Annotated in this window: 21 protein-coding genes; 14 read left to right on the plus strand and 7 right to left on the minus strand. The window is 29.8% G+C overall.

The window, feature by feature from the left end; all coding sequences use genetic code 11:
• Positions 1-120 precede the first annotated feature (120 nt).
• Complete coding sequence (locus KIB46_RS02000) at positions 121-1308, minus strand: ROK family transcriptional regulator (protein ID WP_291670443.1); 1188 nt, start codon at positions 1306-1308, stop codon at positions 121-123.
• A gap of 226 nt (positions 1309-1534) precedes the next feature.
• On the opposite strand from KIB46_RS02000, the gene KIB46_RS02005 reads away from it, so the two are divergent.
• Both KIB46_RS02005 and KIB46_RS02010 read left to right on the plus strand, forming a co-directional pair.
• Positions 1535-2830: a PTS sugar transporter subunit IIC gene (locus KIB46_RS02005; protein ID WP_291670445.1), complete on the plus strand. Its 1296-nt coding sequence runs from the start codon at positions 1535-1537 to the stop codon at positions 2828-2830.
• A 47-nt stretch (positions 2831-2877) separates the two neighbouring features.
• A complete protein-coding gene (locus KIB46_RS02010; protein ID WP_291670446.1) occupies positions 2878-3777 on the plus strand; it encodes a haloacid dehalogenase-like hydrolase in 900 nt (299 codons plus the stop codon).
• A 191-nt stretch (positions 3778-3968) separates the two neighbouring features.
• Here KIB46_RS02010 and KIB46_RS02015 read toward each other — a convergent pair whose 3' ends face one another.
• The 3 genes from KIB46_RS02015 to KIB46_RS02025 all read right to left on the minus strand — a co-directional run bounded on the left by KIB46_RS02015 (position 3969) and on the right by KIB46_RS02025 (position 6201).
• A complete protein-coding gene (locus tag KIB46_RS02015; RefSeq protein ID WP_291670448.1) occupies positions 3969-4214 on the minus strand; it encodes a TM2 domain-containing protein in 246 nt (81 codons plus the stop codon).
• A gap of 138 nt (positions 4215-4352) precedes the next feature.
• A complete protein-coding gene (locus KIB46_RS02020; RefSeq protein ID WP_291670451.1) occupies positions 4353-5174 on the minus strand; it encodes a TPM domain-containing protein in 822 nt (273 codons plus the stop codon).
• Complete coding sequence (locus tag KIB46_RS02025) at positions 5167-6201, minus strand: DNA helicase PriA (protein ID WP_291670453.1); 1035 nt, start codon at positions 6199-6201, stop codon at positions 5167-5169. Before KIB46_RS02025 ends, KIB46_RS02020 begins: the two co-directional genes overlap by 8 nt.
• Positions 6202-6481: 280 nt before the next feature.
• Here KIB46_RS02025 and KIB46_RS02030 point away from each other — a divergent pair, with 280 nt between their 5' ends.
• The 4 genes from KIB46_RS02030 to KIB46_RS02045 all read left to right on the plus strand — a co-directional run bounded on the left by KIB46_RS02030 (position 6482) and on the right by KIB46_RS02045 (position 11735).
• Positions 6482-7312, plus strand: coding sequence for a PRD domain-containing protein (locus KIB46_RS02030; protein ID WP_291670455.1), 831 nt, complete (start codon positions 6482-6484; stop codon positions 7310-7312).
• A 171-nt stretch (positions 7313-7483) separates the two neighbouring features.
• Positions 7484-9328: a beta-glucoside-specific PTS transporter subunit IIABC gene (locus KIB46_RS02035; protein ID WP_291670457.1), complete on the plus strand. Its 1845-nt coding sequence runs from the start codon at positions 7484-7486 to the stop codon at positions 9326-9328.
• 22 nt (positions 9329-9350) lie between these two features.
• On the plus strand, positions 9351-10805 hold the full coding sequence (locus KIB46_RS02040; RefSeq protein WP_291670459.1) for a glycoside hydrolase family 1 protein: 1455 nt from the start codon (positions 9351-9353) through the stop codon (positions 10803-10805).
• A gap of 3 nt (positions 10806-10808) precedes the next feature.
• Positions 10809-11735: a 2-keto-3-deoxygluconate permease gene (locus KIB46_RS02045; RefSeq protein ID WP_291670461.1), complete on the plus strand. Its 927-nt coding sequence runs from the start codon at positions 10809-10811 to the stop codon at positions 11733-11735.
• A 220-nt stretch (positions 11736-11955) separates the two neighbouring features.
• On the opposite strand, the gene KIB46_RS02050 is transcribed toward KIB46_RS02045, so the two are convergent.
• A complete protein-coding gene (locus tag KIB46_RS02050) occupies positions 11956-12960 on the minus strand; it encodes an AraC family transcriptional regulator (RefSeq protein WP_291670463.1) in 1005 nt (334 codons plus the stop codon).
• Positions 12961-13163: 203 nt separating this feature from the next.
• Between KIB46_RS02050 and KIB46_RS02055 the strand changes: the two genes are divergently transcribed.
• The 5 genes from KIB46_RS02055 to KIB46_RS02075 are packed head-to-tail and all read left to right on the plus strand — an operon-like array spanning position 13164 to position 18138.
• Positions 13164-14114 (plus strand): iron-hydroxamate ABC transporter substrate-binding protein, encoded by a 951-nt coding sequence (locus KIB46_RS02055; protein ID WP_291670465.1) that lies wholly within the window; start codon positions 13164-13166, stop codon positions 14112-14114.
• Positions 14101-15093: an iron ABC transporter permease gene (locus tag KIB46_RS02060; protein WP_291670467.1), complete on the plus strand. Its 993-nt coding sequence runs from the start codon at positions 14101-14103 to the stop codon at positions 15091-15093. The genes KIB46_RS02055 and KIB46_RS02060 overlap by 14 nt, the downstream gene beginning before the upstream one ends.
• Positions 15093-16100 (plus strand): iron ABC transporter permease, encoded by a 1008-nt coding sequence (locus tag KIB46_RS02065; protein ID WP_291670469.1) that lies wholly within the window; start codon positions 15093-15095, stop codon positions 16098-16100. Before KIB46_RS02060 ends, KIB46_RS02065 begins: the two co-directional genes overlap by 1 nt.
• A 2-nt stretch (positions 16101-16102) precedes the next feature.
• A complete protein-coding gene (locus tag KIB46_RS02070) occupies positions 16103-16897 on the plus strand; it encodes an ABC transporter ATP-binding protein (protein ID WP_156559925.1) in 795 nt (264 codons plus the stop codon).
• Positions 16894-18138 carry an MFS transporter gene (locus KIB46_RS02075; protein WP_291670473.1) on the plus strand — a complete coding sequence of 415 codons (1245 nt, stop codon included), beginning with the start codon at positions 16894-16896 and terminating at the stop codon, positions 18136-18138. Before KIB46_RS02070 ends, KIB46_RS02075 begins: the two co-directional genes overlap by 4 nt.
• 78 nt (positions 18139-18216) lie before the next feature.
• Here KIB46_RS02075 and KIB46_RS02080 read toward each other — a convergent pair whose 3' ends face one another.
• Together KIB46_RS02080 and KIB46_RS02085 are read right to left on the minus strand one after the other, a co-directional pair.
• Positions 18217-19068, minus strand: coding sequence for a MurR/RpiR family transcriptional regulator (locus KIB46_RS02080; RefSeq protein ID WP_291670476.1), 852 nt, complete (start codon positions 19066-19068; stop codon positions 18217-18219).
• A gap of 35 nt (positions 19069-19103) precedes the next feature.
• On the minus strand, positions 19104-19955 hold the full coding sequence (locus tag KIB46_RS02085; RefSeq protein WP_291670478.1) for a Cof-type HAD-IIB family hydrolase: 852 nt from the start codon (positions 19953-19955) through the stop codon (positions 19104-19106).
• A gap of 216 nt (positions 19956-20171) precedes the next feature.
• Here KIB46_RS02085 and KIB46_RS02090 point away from each other — a divergent pair, with 216 nt between their 5' ends.
• The 3 genes from KIB46_RS02090 to KIB46_RS02100 all read left to right on the plus strand — a co-directional run bounded on the left by KIB46_RS02090 (position 20172) and on the right by KIB46_RS02100 (position 22498).
• Positions 20172-21041 carry a methionyl aminopeptidase gene (locus KIB46_RS02090; protein ID WP_291670479.1) on the plus strand — a complete coding sequence of 290 codons (870 nt, stop codon included), beginning with the start codon at positions 20172-20174 and terminating at the stop codon, positions 21039-21041.
• 85 nt (positions 21042-21126) lie between these two features.
• Positions 21127-21630, plus strand: a complete 504-nt coding sequence (locus tag KIB46_RS02095; protein ID WP_291670482.1) for a GNAT family N-acetyltransferase — start codon at positions 21127-21129, stop codon at positions 21628-21630.
• Between the two features lie 13 nt (positions 21631-21643).
• Positions 21644-22498, plus strand: a complete 855-nt coding sequence (locus tag KIB46_RS02100; RefSeq protein WP_291670484.1) for a YitT family protein — start codon at positions 21644-21646, stop codon at positions 22496-22498.
• The last annotated feature ends 10 nt before the right edge of the window (positions 22499-22508 follow it).

Genomic DNA, 22508 nt, shown 5'->3' on the forward strand with positions numbered 1-22508 from the left:
GATAATTTTAAATATAATATAAATGAAGTTGTATTCGAATTATGGTTATATCTATATGTATTTGCTTTATAAGTAGTCTTATAAATACATAGAAAACCACCCGTTTTACGGGTGGCCTAATTATTTAACAAGTAGTTCATTTATACAAAGAGTGGAAGCAGCTAAAGCACCAGTATAATTATAATAATTCTTAATTATAACATTTTTATTGTTCTGTAATCCTAGTAAATTTAATTCTTTATCTAAGTATTCTTTTAATAAATTTGATAATAAAGGTTCTTTAAATAATTCTCCATGAATAATAATTTTATTTGAATCAATCATCATAGATAAATTATTAAGTGTAATTGCAAGATATTTAATTGCAGAATGAAGTATATGTATTATACCTTCATCACCTAATAGATAAGCTTTTAATATAGTATCTATTGTTATTTTATCCTTTTCACTAATCAATTGTTTTAGATAGGTACTTTCTGAGTTGTCAAAAATAATCTGAGCTTTCTTTATTATCCAAGCTTCACTTGCATAAGTTTGAAGACAGCCTCTCTTACCACATTCACATAGTTCTCCGTCAGGATGAACAACTATATGTCCGATTTCTCCAACAAGATAATTGTTTTTAGCATATAGTTCACCATTATACATGTATGAACAAAACATTCCTCTACCTACATGGAAAAATATAAAATTATCATCATTACCATTATTAAATAGTAATCTTTCTGCTAAAGTCATGCATTTAACGTTATTTTCAAAAAAGATTGGTAATTGAATATTATCTATTAAGGTTTTTATATTAAAGTTTTTCCAAAATGCATTATTAGTAATAATGGATTTATTTTCATCATGGAAGTGACCTGGAATTGCTATTCCAATCCCTTTTGGGTTATATTCGGTACAAGATTCTATGAATTCTTGTAATTTATTAATATAAAAATGTTCGCTTAAAGTGTTGTTTAAATCGTAGTGGCTTAATACAAATGATTTTTCTTTAATAATTTTACCTGTATTGTCTGTTAGACAGAAAGATATATATTTTTGAGATAATTCACTTCCTATGTAAAAACTATGATTAGGAGAAATGTCTAGTAGTATTTTTTTTCTCCCAGACTTACCTTGTTGGGGAATAGCTTCTCCAATTTCATGAATAAGCTTTTGGTTGATCATTTCCCCAGTAATTTCACTAACAGTTGCAGGAGTTATGTTAGTTTCTTTTGAAATATCTATTCTAGAGATAGGTCCTTTAGAATAAATTTTATCTAAAATTTTAAATCTTATGTTTTTTTGTGTTTTAGTAATTTTCATAATTGTCTTCCTTTCAATATTAATATTGCTATTAATATTAGTATATATTAATTATAATTTATAAACAACTATACCTATAAATTTAAAAATATTGTTGACAAATTATAACGTATAATATATTATTTAGGTAATAAATAATTATTTATTATTAATGCACTAAATGAAAATGTTTAAATATAATTAATAAATTATATTTTCTAATTAATTAAAAGAGGGAGAGGTTAATATGAAAAATTTTAGTGAATTTTTAGAAGAAAAGTTGATGCCTATAGCATCGAAATTAGGTTCAAACAAAGTACTTATCTCAATACGTGATGGTATTACATTAAGTATGCCTTTAATTATCATTGGTTCTTTATTTATGATTATAGCAAGTTTTCCAGTAAAGGCTTGGACTGATTGGTTAACGTCTATAGGTATTGATGCTTATTTATGGAAGGGTGTTGATAGTAGTTTTGGATTAATGGGGTTAGTTGCAAGTTTTGGTATTGCTAATAGCTTAGCACGTCAATATGATGTTGATGGTGTTTCGGCAGGAATTATATCTCTTTCTTCTTTTGTTGTTGTAACACCTTTTGTAAGTGGTGAAGCAGGAGCAGGAATCCCAGTAGGATTTATGGGAAGTAAAGGCTTATTTGTGGCTATGATTGTGGGTATTATTTCATCTTTAATTTTTAAGTGGTTCATAAAAAAGGATATACAAATAAAGTTACCAGATGCAGTTCCACCTGCAGTTGCAAGAAGTTTTAGTGCCTTAATTCCAGGTGCGGTTATTATAACATTATGGTTAGTTGTTCTTGGAGTTATGGATAAAGCTAGTATTGGAAATATACATGATTTACTTTTAAAGGTTTTAGGAGGTCCATTAGGATTACTTGGTAACAACATTTTTGGAACAATTATCGCAATATTCTTAAATAGTTTATTCTGGATGGTTGGTATTCATGGTGGTAATATTGTAAATAGTATTCTTAAGCCAATTTGGCTTATGAATTCAGATGCAAACCGTCTAATATTCCAAGCTGATGCTACTGCAAAATTACCTAATATTATTACAGAACCATTTATGGATAACTTTGTATATATCGGTGGTGGGGGAGCTACTTTAGGTTTAGTAATAGTTATTGCTATTGTAGCAAGACGTAAGAGAGCTAGCCAAATTAGTAAGATGATGGCACCATTAACATTAACACCTGGTATCTTTAATATTAATGAGCCAGCTATGTTTGGATTACCAATAGTAATGAATTTCTCTTTATTAATACCATTTATTTTAGCACCAATAGCTAATGCAGTAATTTCATATACAGCAATGGCTTCAGGATTAGTTGCTACTACCACAGGTATTGCTGTTTCGTGGACAATGCCACCAATTATTAGTGGATTCCTTACAACTGGAGGACATATAAGCGGTTCTATTTTACAAATAGTATTAATACTTGTTGATATAGCAATTTATTGGTTCTTCTACCAAGGTGTTGAAAAGAAGAATTTAGAGTTAGAAGCAGCTGAAATAAATTAAGTTAAAATAAATGCAGTTGATTTAGATAAAGTTTTGGAGGAATAGTTATGGGTAAAAGATTAATTAGTGCAAATGCTTCAGAAATATTAGGAATGAACGCAGAAGAGTTAAAGCAAAGTATTAAAGCAAGTGAAGGAAGAGTTATTCTTTCAGAAAATGTAGCAACAAGGGAATCATTTATAGGAGATATTACCAATTCAGAAATTGCTAGAGCTTTTGGAGCAGATTTAATTCTTCTTAATGGAGTAGATGTTTTAAAACCATATATCTTTGGTTTGGAAGTTAAGGAAGAATCCTTTGTAAAGGAACTACAAAATTTAGTGGGACGTCCTATAGGTGTGAACTTAGAGCCAGTAGATTTAGAGGCAAATATGGCGGAGGATCGTTTAACAATCAGTAAGGGGAGACAAGCTAATCTTGAGACAATTAAAGAGATTGAAAGACTAGGAATGAATTTTGTTTGCTTTACTGGAAATCCTGGTACAGGTGTAACAAATACAGAAATTGAAAAGACAATTAGGTTGGCAAAAAAATATTTCTCTGGGTTGATTATTGCAGGTAAGATGCATGGTGCTGGTGTTGATGAACCAGTTGCTGATATGAAAGCTATTGAGTCCTTTATTGAGGCAGGAGCAGATGTTATTTTGGTTCCAGCAGTTGGAACAGTACCTGGTTTTGATGAAAGTGAATTAAAAGAAGTGGTTAAATTAGCACATAGTAAAGGTGCACTTGTATTAAGTGCAATTGGAACTAGCCAAGAAAGCTCTGATGAGGATACTGTTAAGCAAATTGCTATTAGTAATAAGATTTGTGGGGTAGACATTCAACATATTGGAGATGCAGGCTATGGTGGAGTTGCACCTTATGAGAATATTTTTGCTATGAGCAAGGCTATTCGTGGTGTTCGTCATACTGTATCAATGATTGCACGTTCAATAAATCGTTAATTAAATAAATATTTGTATATTGTTATAAATACATAAATATAAAAATATATAAATATATAGTTAAAATGGTGATTCTCAGGACTTTTTTGAGATGAGTTCTAAAATTCATTTGGTTATTTAAAAGGATTTAAATTTTAAATTAGGATACAAAAATAGAGGATAGGTAATTAGCTATCCTCTTACTTTTGTAATTAAGGAGTGTATACATATGGTGTAAATAAAATATAAGTTATAGTATCTTTGAGCCAGCCGAATCCAAACAAACCAGCAGTACAAGCATAAAGAACAGCTATGGTAGGTTTGCCTTCATAAAATTTATGTGCTCCTAAGAAACCAAGGAATAGGCAAAGTAAAATAGCGGTCCATTTACTTTTTTCTTTTTTAGGTAATTTATTATATTCTTCATAAGGCTCTCTTAATATATCTATAATTTTCATATGTATCCTCCAATCTAAAATACTATTTGCTTATATTATACACCATTAATTGTAAATTTATAAAAATAAAAAAAGGAAAGTAGATAGAATAAGTTTATAAAACTATCTGCTTTCCATATATTATTTGTGAAATTAATTTTAGAAGCTGCCGCCGCCTCCACCATGAGTACTTCCACTGCTACTAGTATGAGTTGTACTATGACTTGAATTATTAGATTGCTTTTGAATCTTTCTTCTAGTGGTATTTTCTCCAACAAATATATCTTGTTTATTAGTTAAGGAGAAAGATCCTTTATCTTCGTAAGTTCTATTGTTAACAGTAACATTTCTCTTAGATCTTAGTGTAACTACTAATGTAACTAATAGCGATATTATTAAAGCAATAGCATAAGTGGCTGGAGATGTAACTTTCTCTTTTAATCTACTAGAAAAAGGAGGTGGAGTAGAGTTCTCTTCTATACTTAAATCCTCATCATCAGTAACTACTCCTTTAGTACCATAGTAATCAACCCTTTCTAGGAATTTGCTACTAGCACCTTCATAATCTCCATCTGATAAATAAGATGTTATTTCATTTATAATAGTATCTATTCTAGTATCACTAAATATATTAATTGCCTTTCCTGTTGTAGAAATCCAAATTTCTCTGGCATCCATATTTATTAATAATAAAATACCTGATTTTTCTGAATCAAAACCATAATTATTATAATCATAAAAATCATCCGCATACTCCATTGAAGTTTTACCCTCTGTATTATCAGTGATAACTATTACTGTGTCTAAATTATATTTATTTGCAACTTCATCAATACTATTTTGTAATTGTTGAACTTTGGGTTCTGATAAATAATTTAAATAGTCCTTTATGTTTTTAGTTTCAGCTGCCTTAACATTAATGGGTGATAAAGTTATTAAAAATATAAATAAACAAATAAGAGATTTAAATTTTCTAGACAATTGCAGCACCTCCAAACACAATAATTAACCAAGTTATTATAAATATAACGGATGCATATTTAATCTGACTACCATGATCAGTAGGAGCTTCACCTATAACTTTTCCAGTTTGTCCATTTATAATAAATTCATATTTTTTACCTTTGTACTCATTAACTAGTAAATAAATTGGTAACATAGCATAACTATGCTCAGTTTTAGTTATAGTAACTGTATTAGAGTTTTGTTTAAAAGTGCTATAACCAGATACTGTTTCAGCTAATCTAGACCTTAAATATTCTTTAACTCTCTTACTTGCAACCTCTTTTGCTTCTGTTGAATCTACATTATATTTTTCAGCCATAAATCCAGACATATATTTTATAGAGAAATCTGTTAGTTCATCATAATTATATGGCTCTATTTCCTCCATTAAGGAATCATCTAATTTTTTTAATCCATCTACAGGTATCCCATTATATTTAGAAGTACATTCCCTTATAATACTGTAGTACTTGGTTTGTGTATAATTGTAATCACCATCTGACCAAGTATGAACTTTTGTACCTTCACCACTAAGTTCTCCTCTTACATTATTATCAAATAACCAAAAAGGCACATATATACCAGTGATTTTTTCAATACTTTTCTTTTCCTTAAACCCTTTAGGAGCAAATTTCTTTTTCTTAATCCAATCTCTATAGATCTCTTGAGCCTTTTCTTTACCTATTTTAAATGGAATAACACTTTTGGGTGCGAATTTTCCAGAAAATCTAGTTTTAATTATAGAGTGACTTCTACAATAAACACAAAATGTTGCTGCTGTTGTATCATCTGCTATTAATTCTGCACCACAATTTGTACAAGTATAACTATCTAAATCATCTATATGTTCTTCAGTATGACTGGTATTTTCCTTAGTCATAGCATCAACTTCATCTTCATTAAATTCACTAAAGCAGTAATTACATTTCCATTTTTGAGTTTCAGGATTAAATTCTAATCCTGCATTACAGTTAGGACAATTATACTCTGTTATAGTACTCATATTTTCTCCTCCGATAAAATAATCTATAGTATATTCCACATAAATGGTATCATAATCTTATATGTGGTGTAAATTGAATTTAGGACTATTGTATGAGGTTAAAAAATATTTTAATAAAAGTATTGACAAGCCGTCAAAAACTTGTTATCGTATACATTGTAAGGACTGTTACTGATTCGATCAGGCATGACCAAAAATTAATGTGATTATCTATGGGTGATTATATTAATCTTTGGTCATTTTTTATTTTCAAATATAACAAGGGATGGAGATAATAAAGATGAAGATAGTTAAAAAGTTAAATAATAATGTTGTTTTAGCTTTAAATGATAAAGATGAAGAAATCATTGTTGTTGGAAAGGGATTAGGCTTCCGTAAGACACCATATGTTTTAGAGGATTTATCATTAATTGAGAAGAAGTATGTAATTCATGAAAACACAAAGGCTTTTGATATATTAGATTCTATCCCTAATGAAGTGATCAAAGTAACAGAAATGATTATGAGATATGGATATAAAGAACTTAATATAGGATTTAGTCCAGATATCTTATTAGCCTTATCAGATCATATTAATTTTGCTATTCAAAGAAATAATGAAGGGATAGAAATGAGAAACCCACTTCAGTGGGAAATAAAACATCTTTACCCTAAAGAGTATAGTATAGGAAATACTTCTTTAGATATTATTGAAAAAGAATTGGGTATTAGACTTCATAAAAATGAAGCTGCTTTTATAGCACTTCATTTTATAAATGCTCAATTGGGTAAGCATGATATGACTGAAACAACTAAGGTAACAAGTATAATGGGAGAAATCCTTAGTTTAATAAAGTATAAATTCAAAATAGAGTTTGATGAAGATTCATTTGAATTTACAAGGTTTGTAACTCATATAAGATACTTTATAATGAGGCAGGTAAATAATAAACCATTAGAAAATGAAAATAGTGATATGTTTACCCTTATGCAAGATAAACTGACTGAAGAGTTAGAGTGTGTTGAGATAATAGAGAAACATTTAAATAAAAACTATGGATGGAAGTGTACAAATGATGAAAAATTATATTTGATGCTTCATATTCAAAGAATAAGAAAACAAAATAACTAGGACTGTTACTGATTCGATCAGGCATGACCAAAAATTAATGTGATTGTATAGCTATAACTACAATTATGTTAGTCTTTGGTCATTTTTATTTTAGTTTAATAACTAATAAATCAATGCTAGCTAGGATTTAAAGGTTTTAAATATATATTTTAAACAAAGGTGGAGAGATACATGAATAATAAAGAATTAGCTCAAAAGATTCTTGAGTTAAGTGGTGGAGAAAAAAATATTACATATGTTACTCATTGTGCTACTAGATTAAGACTTGTAGTGAAATCTGAAGCAGAAGTAAATTTAAAAGCAATAGATAGTTTAGAAGGTGTTTTAAAAGCACAACATAGTGGTGGTCAATTACAAGTTGTAATTGGAGCTAAGGTAAACAAGATTTATGATGAATTCACTAAGCTTGGAAGTTTTACAAATAATAGTGAATCAGATATGCCAAAGGTAAAGAAAAACCCAGTCAATGCCTTTATTGAAACTATTTCAGGAATATTTACTCCAATACTTCCAGCACTTGTTGGATGTGGTATGATGAAGTGTTTATCATCACTAATGACATCAACAGGTATGGTAGATCCTTCTACAGGTTTTATTACAGTATTTAATATGATAGCTGACTGCGTATTCTATTTTATGCCATTCTTCTTAGCTGTAAGTGCAGCAAGAAAATTTAAAACTAATGAATATTTAGCAATAGCTTTAGCAGGATGTTTATTACATCCAACTATTTTAGATGCTGCAGGTAAAATTGCTGAAACTGGTATTGATAAAATAGACTTTTTAGGATTACCTATTTTATTAGTTAAGTATACTTCAACAGTAATTCCAATAATTTTATCAGTATGGCTTTTAAGTTATGTTTATAAGTTTGTCGAAAAGATAGTTCCAGATTTACTTAAGGTATTACTTGTTCCAATGATAACTTTATTAATTATGGTTCCAGTTCAATTAATAGCAATAGGACCTTTTGGTTCATATGTAGGTACATGGATAGCTGAAGGATTAAACATATTATTTGCAAAAAGCGGAATTGTTGCAGGTGCTTTATTAGGATTCTTTAGGCCTATACTTGTTATGTTTGGTATGCACTATTCAATTATGCCAATGCAAATTCAACAAGTTGCAGAAACAGGAGTTACTGTATTAACTGCAAGTGCTTTAGCAGCTAATCTTGCACAAGCAGGTGCAGCATTTGGTGTATTCTTAAAGACTAGAAATAAGACTATGAAGGCAGCAGCAGGTTCAAGTTCTCTAACAGCTCTTTTTGGTATTACAGAACCAGCTATTTATGGTGTTACTTTAAGATTTAAGAAACCTTTCTTTGCAGGATGTTTAGCTGCAGGTTTAGTAAGTGGATTCTTTGGATTAGTAAATGCAAATGCAAATGCTATTGCTCTTCCTGGTATTTTATCACTTTCAACATATAATGCTGATAAATATATTTACATTATAATTGGTGTTGTAGCAGCATTTGTTTTAGGATGTGTATTTACTCTTATTGCAGGGGTTGACGATTCTGTAATGGGTGAAGATAAGAAAGAAGAAACTGTAGTTTCTAATGAAGGAATTATTGTAAAGAGTCCAGTTGAAGGAACAGTTAAAGATTTAGCAGAAGTTAATGATAATGTGTTTGCAGAAGGTTTAATGGGAAAAGGAATTGCAGTTGAACCAAATGTTGGTAAAGTTGTAGCTCCATTTGATGGAATAGTAGAAGCAATTTTTAAAACAAATCATGCTATTGGTTTAAAATCTAATGATGGTGCAGAAGTTTTAATTCATATTGGATTAGATACTGTAAATTTAGAAGGTAAACATTTTAAGAGTCATATAGAAAAAGGTCAAACTATAAAAGCAGGAGACCTGTTAGTAGAATTTGATATAGATGCAATTAAGAAAGAAGGTTATGATGTTATAACTCCAGTTATAATTACAAACTCTGATAACTTTACGGATGTTATGGCAGTAAAAAATGGTGAAGTAACAAATAAAGATGATTTATTAAATTTAATATAAGTAGTAAAAGAGGTAGATTAATATGAAAACAGTATTTCCAGAAAACTTTTTATGGGGAGGTGCCTTATCAGCTTGTCAAGCTGAAGGTGCCTACAATGTAGATGGTAAGTCACTTACTATTCCAGAAGTAATGAAATTTAACGATAAGAACGACAGAAAAGTAACTAAACAGCTTAAAATTACAAGAGAAATGATAGAGGAAGCTAAAAATGACCCGGATACAGTTAAGTATCCCAAAAGAAGAGGAATAGATTTTTATCATACATATAAGGAAGACATGGCCTTATTTAAAGAAATGGGATTTAAGGTGTTTAGATATTCAATTTCTTGGGCACGTCTATTCCCAAATGGTGATGATAAAGAGCCAAATGAATTAGGATTAAAGTTCTATGATAGTGTTATAGATGAATGCTTAAAAAATGGAATGGAGCCATTAATAACAATATCACATTTTGACTTCCCGATTGTTCTTGTTGAAAAATTTGGTGGATGGTACAACAGAGAATTAATAGATTTATATCTAAGATATTGTGAAGTAATATTTAATAGATATAAAGGAAAAGTTAAGTATTGGGTAACATTTAATGAAATAAACATGAGTATTAAAGCTGGTCCTAAAACAATGGGAGTAATTGATGAAGGGCAAGAAAACTATGAAGAGATGTTATTCCAAGCTTTACATCATCAATTTGTTGCAGCTGCAAAGGCTACAAAACTTGCTCATGAAATAGACAAAGAAAATAAGATAGGTAGCATGGTAGCTTACTTTACTACTTACCCTTATACATGTAAGCCTGCAGATGCTTTAGCAATGCAAAAAGATGACCAAATGAAAAACTTATTCTATTTAGATATTCTAAATGGTGGTAAGTACCCTTATTATTCGAAGACATATTTTAGAGAGCATAACATTAATCTAGACATTAAAGATGGAGATTTAGAAATTATAAAGGAACATACAGCTGATTTTGTAGGAATGTCATACTACAATTCTATGATATCAAGTAATGATGGAGATCAATTAGAGCTTACTGCTGGTAATGTTCATAGTGTTTATAAGAATCCACATCTTGATGCAAATGAATGGGGATGGCAAATTGACCCAATAGGATTAAGATATACATTAAATCATGTATATGACAGATTTGGATTACCAGTATTTATACTTGAAAATAGTTCTGGATTCTTTGATGAATTAACAGAGGATAATAAAGTTCACGACCCATATAGAGTAGATTTCTTACGTAAGCATATTGAACAATTAAAGCTTGCTATTGAAGATGGAGTAGAAGTTATTGGCTACACAATGTGGGGACCAATTGACATGATTTCATCAGGAACTTCAGAAATGTCAAAACGTTATGGATTTATATATGTAGACCAAGATGACTATGGTAATGGAACAATGAAACGTTACAAGAAAGATTCATTCTATTGGTATAAAAATGTTATAGCAACAAATGGAGAAGAGCTATAATATATGAAAATACTAAAGAGTATTAGGAAAGTACCAGGGGGACTGCTTATAGTTCCCATGATACTTACCGCAGTAATCAACACTTTTTTTCCTGATATTTTTCAAATAGGAAATCCAACTACAGCACTTTTTACTAATAATAGTACTATGGTTTTAATAGGTCTTATGCTATTTGCATCTGGTACCCAATTCGATATAAGAAATATGGTAGATGTTATAAAAAGAGCTGGATTATTATGTGTTGGAAAGTTGATAATATCATATCTTATTGGAATATTAGTAATTAAGGCCTTTGGAATAGAAGGGATATTTGGAATATCAGCAGTTGCCATCATTGCTACAATAACAAGCTGTAATCCAGGACTATATCTAGCTTTAGTTAATGACTATGGAGATGAAATAGATAGAGCAGCTTTTGGATTTTTAAATCTAATAGTTGTACCTGCAGTTCCAATAATGATTTTAAGTTCAGCTAGTGGACAAGGAATAGATTTAAAAACAATAGTAGCAAATCTATTTCCATTTATATTTGGAATGATTTTAGGAAATTTAGATAGCGATTTTAAGAAACTTTATGCCCCTGCTACAGTAATACTTCTACCTTTTATGGGAATATGTTTTGGTAGCAGCATAAATATTATGGTAGCTTTAAAATCAGGAGTATCAGGAGTAGTTCTTACAGCAATATTCTATTTAGTAAGTTTATTTCCTCTATTAATATTAGATAGAAAAGTTGGAAAACGCCCTGGTTATGCGGCTATTGCAATGTCATCTGTAGCTGGTTTATCTATTTCAGTACCCTCTTTGGCTGCTGAAATGAGTAAAGTATATGCTCCTTTTATAGATATTGCAATGTCTCAGATAGCACTATCATCAATAATAACAAGTGTAATAACTCCAATGATAATTAAATATATAACTAAGAAATAGGGGTATAGGATACAGGAACGGGAATTCCAAAGGATAAGGAAATAGGTTTTGTTTATAATTCCTAAATAATTAGTGAATATCAAAAAAGTAGAAGTGATGGATGTTTTAGACAACTCTATTAGATTAGATAAGTGTAAACAGAATTTTTAGATATTTATAGTGTACAATAAACATTTTATAATAATGCTGCTTAACAAGTTAGTTAAGCAGCATTATTATATTAAGTTTTTATTTTTCTAAATTCTAAGGGAGTCTTTCCGTGAACCTTTTTGAACATTTTTATAAAGTTTCCACTATAATTATATCCAACTAATTTAGATATTTCATCTACACTTAATTGAGTAGTAGATAGAAGATTTTCTGCAATAGCCATTCTTATAGAAGTAGTATATTGGCTAATGGACATATGATATTTTGTAGAAAAACCTGCCTTGAGTTTTTGCTCATTTAGAAAAACCATTTTACTTAAGCTCTTTATAGTAGGGGGATTGCATGCCTCCTTAGTTAAAATCTCATGAGCTTTTTGTATGGCACTTACATCTGAAGCTGTTAATGTAACATATCTATCTTTTCCTATTTTTATTTCTCCATAATTTAATTGATTAGTAAAAACATTTTTAGGAGATGAATCTATTTCTTTATTAATTAAAGCTATACATTCTAGAATTTTACTTTCTAAATATAGTAGACTAAGTTCATTAATTTCTGCTAAGTTTCTTAAGTTTTGAATAATTGTAGCTATTTCAAGAGGAAGATAGTGATAAGTATAGTTTATGATAAAACTATCAAAACTCATTGTGCTTGGAAAGTTTGGATTAATAATTTCATCAAAATACTTTTTATATATAGTTATTTCTGCTCCGTGAAAGTGCTGACCGTTCTTCCAAGCCTGTTTTCCCTTTAAACCTCTCTCTGCAACAAAGAAGGAGGAGGGAGAAAAAGAGGAAAGGGGGCTATCTTCAATTTGAAAATTAGTTTCACCTTTATATACTGTTCCAAAACGTATTAGTTCTTCTTTATGATCAAAGGAAAGTGAAAAGTTAGAGGGGATTGTATAATCTCCAATACCAAAATCATAATATCCTTCTCTTGAATATTTAATAAAAAATCCAAGTTCAGTTTTTTTCTCATTTTTATATATGGTGTAATGTCCCATTGGATAGGGGGTAAATGTCATATATTCTAAAACTCTATTTTGAAATTCTTTCGTTGTTTTGCAAATCATAGCTTATTCCTTTGTTAAATTATTTATTTAGCTCTTGGTTATAATATTCTTAAGAACTTAGATTATTATAGCAGAAAATTATTAAATTGGATGATAAAATTATTAAATTAGGTGAATGGATTGAAATGAGAATCAATCTCACATAAAATTAGACCAGTAAAATAAATATAGAATTTAGTTATGGATTAACACGGAGGTATGATATGAAGAAGAATATATTAAAGACATTAGTTGTTTCATGTTTAGCTGCTATGATGTTAGTAGGATGTGGAACTAATGGTGGGTCAAATAATGATAAGTTATCAGAAAAGAAAATTACTGTTACTGATGTAAGAGGGGAAGTTGAAATACCTGCAACCCCTGAAAGAATAGTGGATTTAAGTGGAAATAGTGATATATTATCAATTTTAGGATATAAGGTTGTAGGAACTGCAAACAGTGATGCTTATGATTACACTAAGTTTCCTACATATTTAGAAGAAACTTTAAAGGGAGCAGAAATTCTAGGTTATAGCATGCAAGATACTATGGATGTAGAAGCAGTTATGAACTTAAATCCAGATTTAATTGTTATATCAACAGTTCAAGAAAAGATGTATGATCAATTAAGTGAAATTGCTCCAACAGTTATGATTCAATTAGAAGCATTAAACTGGAAAGATGATGTTAAGGCTTTTGCAAAGGTATTTAATAAAGAAGATGTTGCTAATAAGTGGTTAGCAGATTATGAAGCAAAGGCTAAGGAAGCTGGAGATAAGATTAAAACAGAATATGGTGAAAATACAACTTATCTTTCATTCTTAGCAAGTGGTGGGCAATTCTTTATCTTTGATGGAGCAGGATTTGGTAGCGTATTATATGAAGATATGGGTCTAGCTAAACCTGAAGGAATGCCAGAACAAAGTGATATTAGTTTACCAGTTGTAACTTATGAAGGATTAGCTTCAATTAAATCAGATTATATATTCTTAATTTCAACACCAGAGGATTTAAAGCAACTTGAAAGTAATGCTATATGGAATAGCTTACCTGCAGTAAAAGAAGGTAAGGTTGTAGTATTAGAATCATCACCTTACTTTAATCAAGGATATAGTTCAATAGGTAGACAATTATTAGTAGATGAAATAGGTGAAATGTTAAATGGAACAAAGTAAGAAACATACAACAATTTTTGTAATTGGTAGTTTGTTACTTTTAATAGGAGGACTGATTCTGGCTATAAGGCTAGGATCCGTCCATATTAATTTTTCAGACATTTGGAATAGTATCTTTAATTATAGTGAAACATTAGAGCTTATGCTTATTAGGGATGTACGAATTCCAAGAGCACTTTCTGTATTATTAACAGGAGGTATTTTAGGAGTAACAGGTGCCATGATTCAAGGCGTTACTAGAAATCCAATAGCTGAACCATCTATATTAGGTGTAAGCCAAGGGGCAACTTTAGTAATAGCTATTTTTTATGCAACTGGAGTAGCAATTAATACTAAAAATGTAATGATAGCTTCATTTATAGGAGCATTAATAACTGGAATTATAGTTTTAGGATTTATATCTAAGAAAGCAAATAATAATTCTATTGCAAAGATACTTTTAGCAGGAACAGCTATGAGTACATTTTTTATTTCATTAACAACTGTAATAGGATTATTATCAAATCAATCTCAAATGATAGGTTTTTGGGTATCAGGAGGCTTTAGAAATGCAAGCTGGTCTGACTTTAAACTTGTATTTATTGTAGGAATAATTGGACTTATTATAGCAATTTTATTATCACCAAAAATAAATATTTTAAATCTTGGAGACGACGTTGCCATTGGTCTTGGTGAAAATCCTGAAAGGATAAGATTTTTAACTCTTATGGTTATGATACCAATGTGTGCAGCAGCAGTTGCAGTAGGGAAAAATATAGCCTTTGTTGGTCTTATAGTTCCTCAAATAGTTAGAAAATTACTTGGGGAAGATTATAGAAGAAACATACCTTGTGCTTTTTTACTAGGAGCAGTTCTTTTAACTTATGCAGATATTGCAGCAAGAATGTTATTTGACCCTTATGAAACTCCAATTGGTGTGTTTACAGCTTTAATAGGAATACCATTCTTTATATCAGTAGCTAGAAAGGAGAGAGGATAATGAAGAAAAAAAGATTTAAAATTGCTTTAATAGTTTTACTAGCTTTATTAGTTCTCTCTTTTGTAGTTACATTGTGTTGGGGAACTTATAAGGTTTCTGTAGGGGAAGTCATAAATACCTTACTTGGTAATGGTACAAGACTTCAAAATACAGCAATATTAAATATTAGGTTACCTAGACTTTTAGTTGGTGCATTTGTAGCAATTGCCCTATCAACAGCAGGAGCAATTCTTCAAACTATAACTAAAAATGATTTAGCAGATACAGGAATTATAGGTATAAATGCTGGTGCAGCAGTAGCAGCAATTTTGTTTATTACATATCAAACATCTAATTATTACAGTGAGCTTGGGCAACTTTCAATTTTTGTATTGCCACTTATGGCTATAATAGGGGCAGCTTTAACTTCATTTGTAATATATATGCTATCTAGTAGACATGGAATAAGACCTAAAAGACTTTTATTAATAGGTATAGGACTAAATGCTGGCTTAAATGCCTTTATAACCTTCTTTACTTTTAGAGGAGGAGTGGGAGATTATAATAGAGTATTAGTTTGGACATCAGGAAGCCTTTGGGGATCAGGATGGAGCTATGCTAAAGTAATTATTCCAATAGTAACACTTATGTTTGGGGTAGTTATGTTAAATCATAAGAAACTAGATGTTTTAAATCTTTCTGATGAACTTGCCTTATCTCTAGGGTTAAATTTAGAAAGGGAAAGAAAGAAGTTCTTAAGCTATGCAGTTATATTAGCAGGCACAGCAACAGCTTTTGCAGGAAATATTGGATTTTTAGGACTTATATCTCCTCATATAGCTAAAAAGTTAGTTGGGCCATATCATAAGAACTTTGTTGTAATATCAGCAATGATTAGCGTAATAATAGTTCTTCTTGCGGATTCAGTTTCAAGAAATCTATTTTCTCCAATAGAAATTCCAGTTGGAATTACTGTGTCTATATTTGGAGTACCATATTTTATTTATTTAATGATGAAGGAGAAATAATTATGGAAGCTATTAGTGTAAGGAACTTATCAGTATCATATGAAAATAATACAATAATTGAAAATATGGATTTAAGTTTCCCAAAGGGGAAAATAAGTATAATAATTGGAGCAAATGGATGTGGAAAATCAACTTTGCTTAAGACCATATCTAGAATTAATAAGCCAAAATCGGGAGATATCTTTATAAATAATAAAAATATAAAGAAGATAAAGGAAAAGAATATAGCAAAGGAAGTTGCATTTCTTCCTCAAGGACCAGTTTGTCCAAGTGGTCTTACTGTAAGAGAGCTTGTAGCCTTTGGAAGATTTCCTCATCAAAAAATGATAGGTGGACTTAATAACCATGATAAGGAAGTTATTGATTGGGCTATAAAAGAGACAGGTCTTAGTGAGTTTGCTGACAGAGAAGTTGAAAATCTTTCTGGTGGTCAAAGACAGAGAGCTTGGATTGCTATGACTTTAGCACAAGAGACAGAAATTATAATGCTTGATGAACCTACTACTTATTTAGATATGTCTTATCAACTTGAAGTATTAGAGGTCCTTCAAAAGCTTAATAAAGAAAAGAATATTACAGTAGTTATAGTTTTACATGAGCTTAATAATGCATGTAGATTTGCAGATAACATTATTGGACTTAAAAAAGGTAAAGTAATATGCCAGGGAAAACCAATGGATGTAATTAATAAAAAAGCATTAAAAGAAATTTACGGCATAGATGCCAACCTTAAAGAAAGTGAAAATGGTGAATATCCAATATGTACAGAGTACGAGCTTTTTAGGGAGGGTGCATGAGAAATAAAAACTTTATAATAATAGTTATAGGGCAGATTATTTCACTTTTTGGAAATGCTATTCAAAGATTTAGTATGTCCCTATACTTATTAGAATTTACAGGGAGTACAGCTGCCTTTGCTAATATATTAGCAATATCAACAATACCTTATATACTATTTGCACCAATTGCAGGAAGACTTTCAGATAAAATAAATAGAAAAAAGATAATGGTTTATTTAGATCTATTCTGCTCAATTTTAATAGGGATATATGCATTTATATTACTTAGAGGAAAAGATAGTGAGTTGATAGTAGCCATAGTAATGTTTATGTTATCCGTATGTTATACTCTATATGGCCCTGCAGTAGTGTCTTCAATTCCACAAATAGTTGAAGAAGATAAGCTAACATCAGCAAATGGAATAATTAATCAAGTAGGATCTGTTGTTAACTTCCTTGGACCAATACTTGCAGGAGTACTTTATGGATTAGTAGGTATAAAATTAATAGTAATAATAAATGCCATAAGCTTTTTAGTATCAGCAATAATGGAGTTATTCTTAGATATTCCAGATGTGGTTAAGAGAGATGAGGATACAGATAAGGGCAAGGTTTTATCTGTAGAATTTATAAAGAAATCCTTTATAGATATGGGACATAGCTTTGTATACTTAAAGAAAGAAAAGAAGATAATATTAGGAATTATAGCTTCATATGCTTTATGTAATATATTCTTAGTACCTATATTATCAATAGTAGCACCATACTTTATAAATATATTACTTGGGCTACCTTCACAAGTTTATGGAGTAGTAGAAGGAATATGTGTTTTAGGTATGATTTTAGGTGGTTTTTGGATAAGTATAAAACCAAAGATGTTCTCAATGAAGAAGGTACATTATACATATTTTCCTATGATAGTAGGGGTTACTTTAATGGCTACGTTAGGATTTATTAGGTTAAATAATTATGTTTTGGCTGGACTTTTTGGTGTTAGTGGTATGGCAATTATGCTATCTCTAGCATTATCAAATGTACTAACACTAACTTTTATTCAAAAAGAGGTGCCTTCAGATATGCTAGGACGTGTATCAGCCTTTTCTACAGCAGTAGCAACTATAAGTGTAGCTCCTGGACAGTTATTGTTTGGACAAGTAATAGATATGGGAATACATATAGGAATTATATTGATAATAACAGCTATAGTTAATGTTGGGCTTATTTTATTTGTTAAGTGGAATGTAAGAGAATTAAATTAAATATTTTACTTATATTTAGTTTAAGTAGTTGGATATTTATTTTGTGGCAGGAATAGCAAAATGAATATCCACTATTTTTTATATCTTACTAGATAATTTTTTGTATGTGCTTAATTTATAGTTAACGTTTTTTTCATAGTCAAATTTAAAATAGCAAGTATATATACAATCTAAAAGATACAATAATGATAGTCTTGTTGAAAATGATGAAATTTTATTGAAATGATTTTCATTTGAACTTAAATATAAATGATAATCAGCATATTTAGTAATTGGATTCTCATTTGTAGAAGAAATTAAAATGATAGGGGTATTATTCTTTTTTAAAATATTAGCTAAGTTTTCTATTATTAATCCTCTGCCTTCAAAAGAAACAATTATTGCAACATGTTTTTCATCACTAGTAGGAGCAGTTAAAAGTTGATGATATTCTTCTATAGGTACATTTATAAAAGTGCCGATTTCTTGCATTTGAAACTTAAAGTTTTCTGCAAAAAATATGTTTCCAGCAGAAGTATAAAAATCAATATATATAGCTTTTTTTAGAATGCTTGCTACCAATTTTAATGTATTTAAATCTATCAAATTTAAAGAAGAGTGTATAGTTTGTTCATATAGTTCTTTCATTTTTAATATAACCTGATTTTGTGTTTCATTTTGTTTAAATGGATAATCAAAGTTAAGTGAATTTTGTTCCTTTAAATACTCATTAATTGATAAGGAGACTTGTACTTTTAATTCAGCCAAGCCAGCTAAACCTATCTTTTTGCATAGTCTATAAATGCTTGATGTTGAAACAAAGCAAGCTTTACTAATTTCAGAAGCACTCATTCTTATAAAGTCTTCAGAATTATCCTGCATATAGCATACTAATGTTTTTTCATTTTGAGTTAAATCTGTTAATTTATCTAGTTTACTAAAAATGTTCATGAAGATCACCTCATGAACATTATACAACATATTATTTAACTTTCTAATCCTTTTATATATTTGCTTAGAGTATAAGCAATTCCATCTTCTTCATTTGATAAGGTTATTTCATTAGCTATAGCCTTTAAATCATCTACGGCATTCTCCATAGCAACTCCAATACCAGCGTATTTAACCATTGAAGCATCATTGTGCCCATCTCCAAAAGCAATCATTTCTTCTTTTTTATATCCCATAGGAATAAGTACAGTATCTAACGCCTTTGCTTTATCAATGCCTTTTGCAGTAAATTCAAAATAGAAAGGTCCTGTAAACATACAGTTTAATGTATCCTTAAAAGGCTCCATCATTTCTTTATAATGTTCTTGTAAATAGTCAGGATCTCCAGCAGTTAAAATTTTATTTAGTGGATAGTTAGCAAAAGCAGCTAAATCATCCACTTCACATAGTTTAAACTTACCACCACGAGATTCATATTTAATTACATTAAAAGGTGCTCCTTTAAATTGGATTTCATTATCAAAAACATTATTAACATACATGTAGTCGTCTTTATCAATCATAGGCTTAACTTTGAATTTCTTCATGTGTTCAAGAACTGCTTGTCCTTGTTCTACCGTCATGGTTTCATTAAATAGAACTTTATTAGTTTCACAGTCAACTACCTTTGATCCATTAAAAGAAACTAAAAGGCCATGATTTTCATCCATTTTTAATTCCTTTGCAAAATCAATTAATCCAGATGTAGGTCTTCCAGAGGCTAATATTAGAATAGCTCCTAGCTCTTGGGCTTTAATTAGAGCATTTTTAGTTTTTTTAGGAATTTCTTTTTTGCTATTAGTTAATGTGCCATCAACATCCATAATAATTACTTTAATGTTACTCATATATCTTTCCCCCTTCGTTATATATTTCATTATACTAATACTAAATTTAGGAATAAACAGGTTAACTTAAGATTGAATAATATGTATCATAAATAGTAAAGTTATCTAACAAAACAATGGAATAAATTTTTCGTTGTAGAATAATCTTGTATGATGTTTATATTTTGTTAATATAGGAGTATAGTATATAATAGATAAGGAAAAGGAGCGATATGGATGAAATTAAGTAGAAATGACGCATGTTGGTGTGGTAGTGGAAAGAAATATAAGAATTGCCACCTAAACTTTGATGAAAAAATCCTATCTTATGGATTAAGAGGTGCTATTGTTCCACCTAGACAAATTATAAAAAATGAAGCTCAAATCCAAGGGATAAAAGAGAGTGCTAAAATAAATACAGCTGTACTAGATTTAGTTGCTGAGAATATAAAGGCAGGAATGTCTACAGAAGATATAAATACTTTAGTACACGATTTTACAGTTTCACAAGGTGCCATTCCTGCACCATTAAATTATGGTGGATTCCCTAAGAGTGTATGTACTTCTATAAATGAAGAAGTATGTCATGGAATTCCAAGTAAAGATATCATACTTAAGGATGGAGATATAATAAATGTAGATGTATCTACTATATATAATGGATATTATTCAGATGCATCAAGAATGTTTATGATAGGTAACGTACATCCAGAGGTTGAAAAGCTTGTTAAAGTAGCGAAGGAATGTTTGGATTTAGGGCTTCAAGCTGCTAAGCCATGGGGATTCTTAGGTGATATTTCAGAGGCTTGTCAGACACATGCTGAGAAAAATGGTTACTCAGTAGTTAGAGAATTTGGAGGACATGGGGTAGGAATACAATTCCATGAGGATCCATTTGTTCCCCATGTAGGTAAGAAGGGAACAGATATGCTTTTAGTTCCAGGTATGATATTTACAATAGAGCCAATGATTAATATGGGTAAGAAAGATATATATGTAGACTCTGATAATGATTGGACAGCTATTACAGAAGATGGTTCACCATCAGCTCAATGGGAATATACAGTTTTAATAACTGAAGATGGAGCTGAGATATTAACTTATTAATAAGATGAAGAAAACTAGCAGTATTGCTAGTTTTTTTTATTGTAACTATTATGTATAATAGAATAAAAAACAAAGGAGGAGAGTTATGGAACTTAGAAAAACTAATATAAGTGATGTAAATAGTGTTATGAAAATAATATCTCAATCACAAGATTACTTTAAATTAAAAGGTATTGACCAATGGCAAAATAATTATCCTAATGAGAATACTATAATAGAGGATATTAATAATGGCTATAGTTATGTTCTAGAAAAGGACAATAAAATTATTGCAACCTTAGCTTTATCATTTAATGGGGAAGTAACTTATAATAAGATATACCAAGGAGAATGGTTAAGTAATAAAGAATACGCTGTAATACATAGAATAGCTGTAGATAATGACCTAAAGGGTAATGGTATATCTTCCTATTTAATTGAATGTGTTAAGAAGATAGCATTAGATTTGAATGTCCATAGTATAAAGGTAGATACACATGAAGATAATATATCTATGCAAAGGTTATTAGAAAAGAATGATTTTAAATATTGTGGAATTATATATTTAGAAGATGGAAACAAAAGAATAGCATTTGAAAAACTAATATAGGACGAGGTTGAAAATGAATAAAAAAGTTTTACAAAGGATAGGAATAATTTTATTATATGGAATACTAGCAGGAATAGGTGTAAACTGCTTTTTAACGCCTGCAAAGGTATATTCAGGTGGGGTAACAGGGTTATCTATGCTTTTATCATCAATAGGAAATGACTTTGTAGGAGTTAATATTGATATATCTACTTGGGTATTAATAATTAACTTACCACTTTTATATTTATCTTGGAAAAAGCTTGGAAATAAATTTACTATATACAGTTTATTTGCTGTAATTTCAGCTTCATTATTTATTAAGGTTATACCAGAAACCCTAGTAACTGAAAATGTTTTCTTAGCTGCAATATTTGGAGGTGCCTTAACTGGAGTAGGATCAGGACTTTGTTTTAGAGCAGGTTTTTCTACAGCTGGAACTGATATAATTGTTTTAGTTGTACAAAAACTTACAGGTAAATCTGTTGGGGTTATAGGGTTTATATTAAATGGTATTATAGTTTCGCTTGCAGGAATAATGTATGGAATAGAAATGGGGCTTTATAGTTTAGTATCTATATTTGCAACAACAAAGCTTGTGGATATATTCTATGTTCAACAATATAAACTTACAGTAAATATATATACAAGAAAAGAAAAGGAAGTTGTAAAGGCGTTATTAGCCAATAATTTAAGGGGAGTTACTGTTCATACAGCATTAAAAGGTGGATACACAAATGATCCTTTATCTTCAATTGTTACAGTAATTTCAAAGCATGAATTACTTTTTATAAAGAAAATTCTTATGGAAGTTGATGAAGATGCCTTTATTAATGTTCAACCTACTGTAGAAGTTGTAGGAAAGTTTATAGATAAATCTCTTATATAAATTAACAAAA

The sequence above is a fragment of the Clostridium sp. genome, assembly GCF_018372875.1.
GTDB lineage: Bacteria > Bacillota > Clostridia > Clostridiales > Clostridiaceae > Clostridium.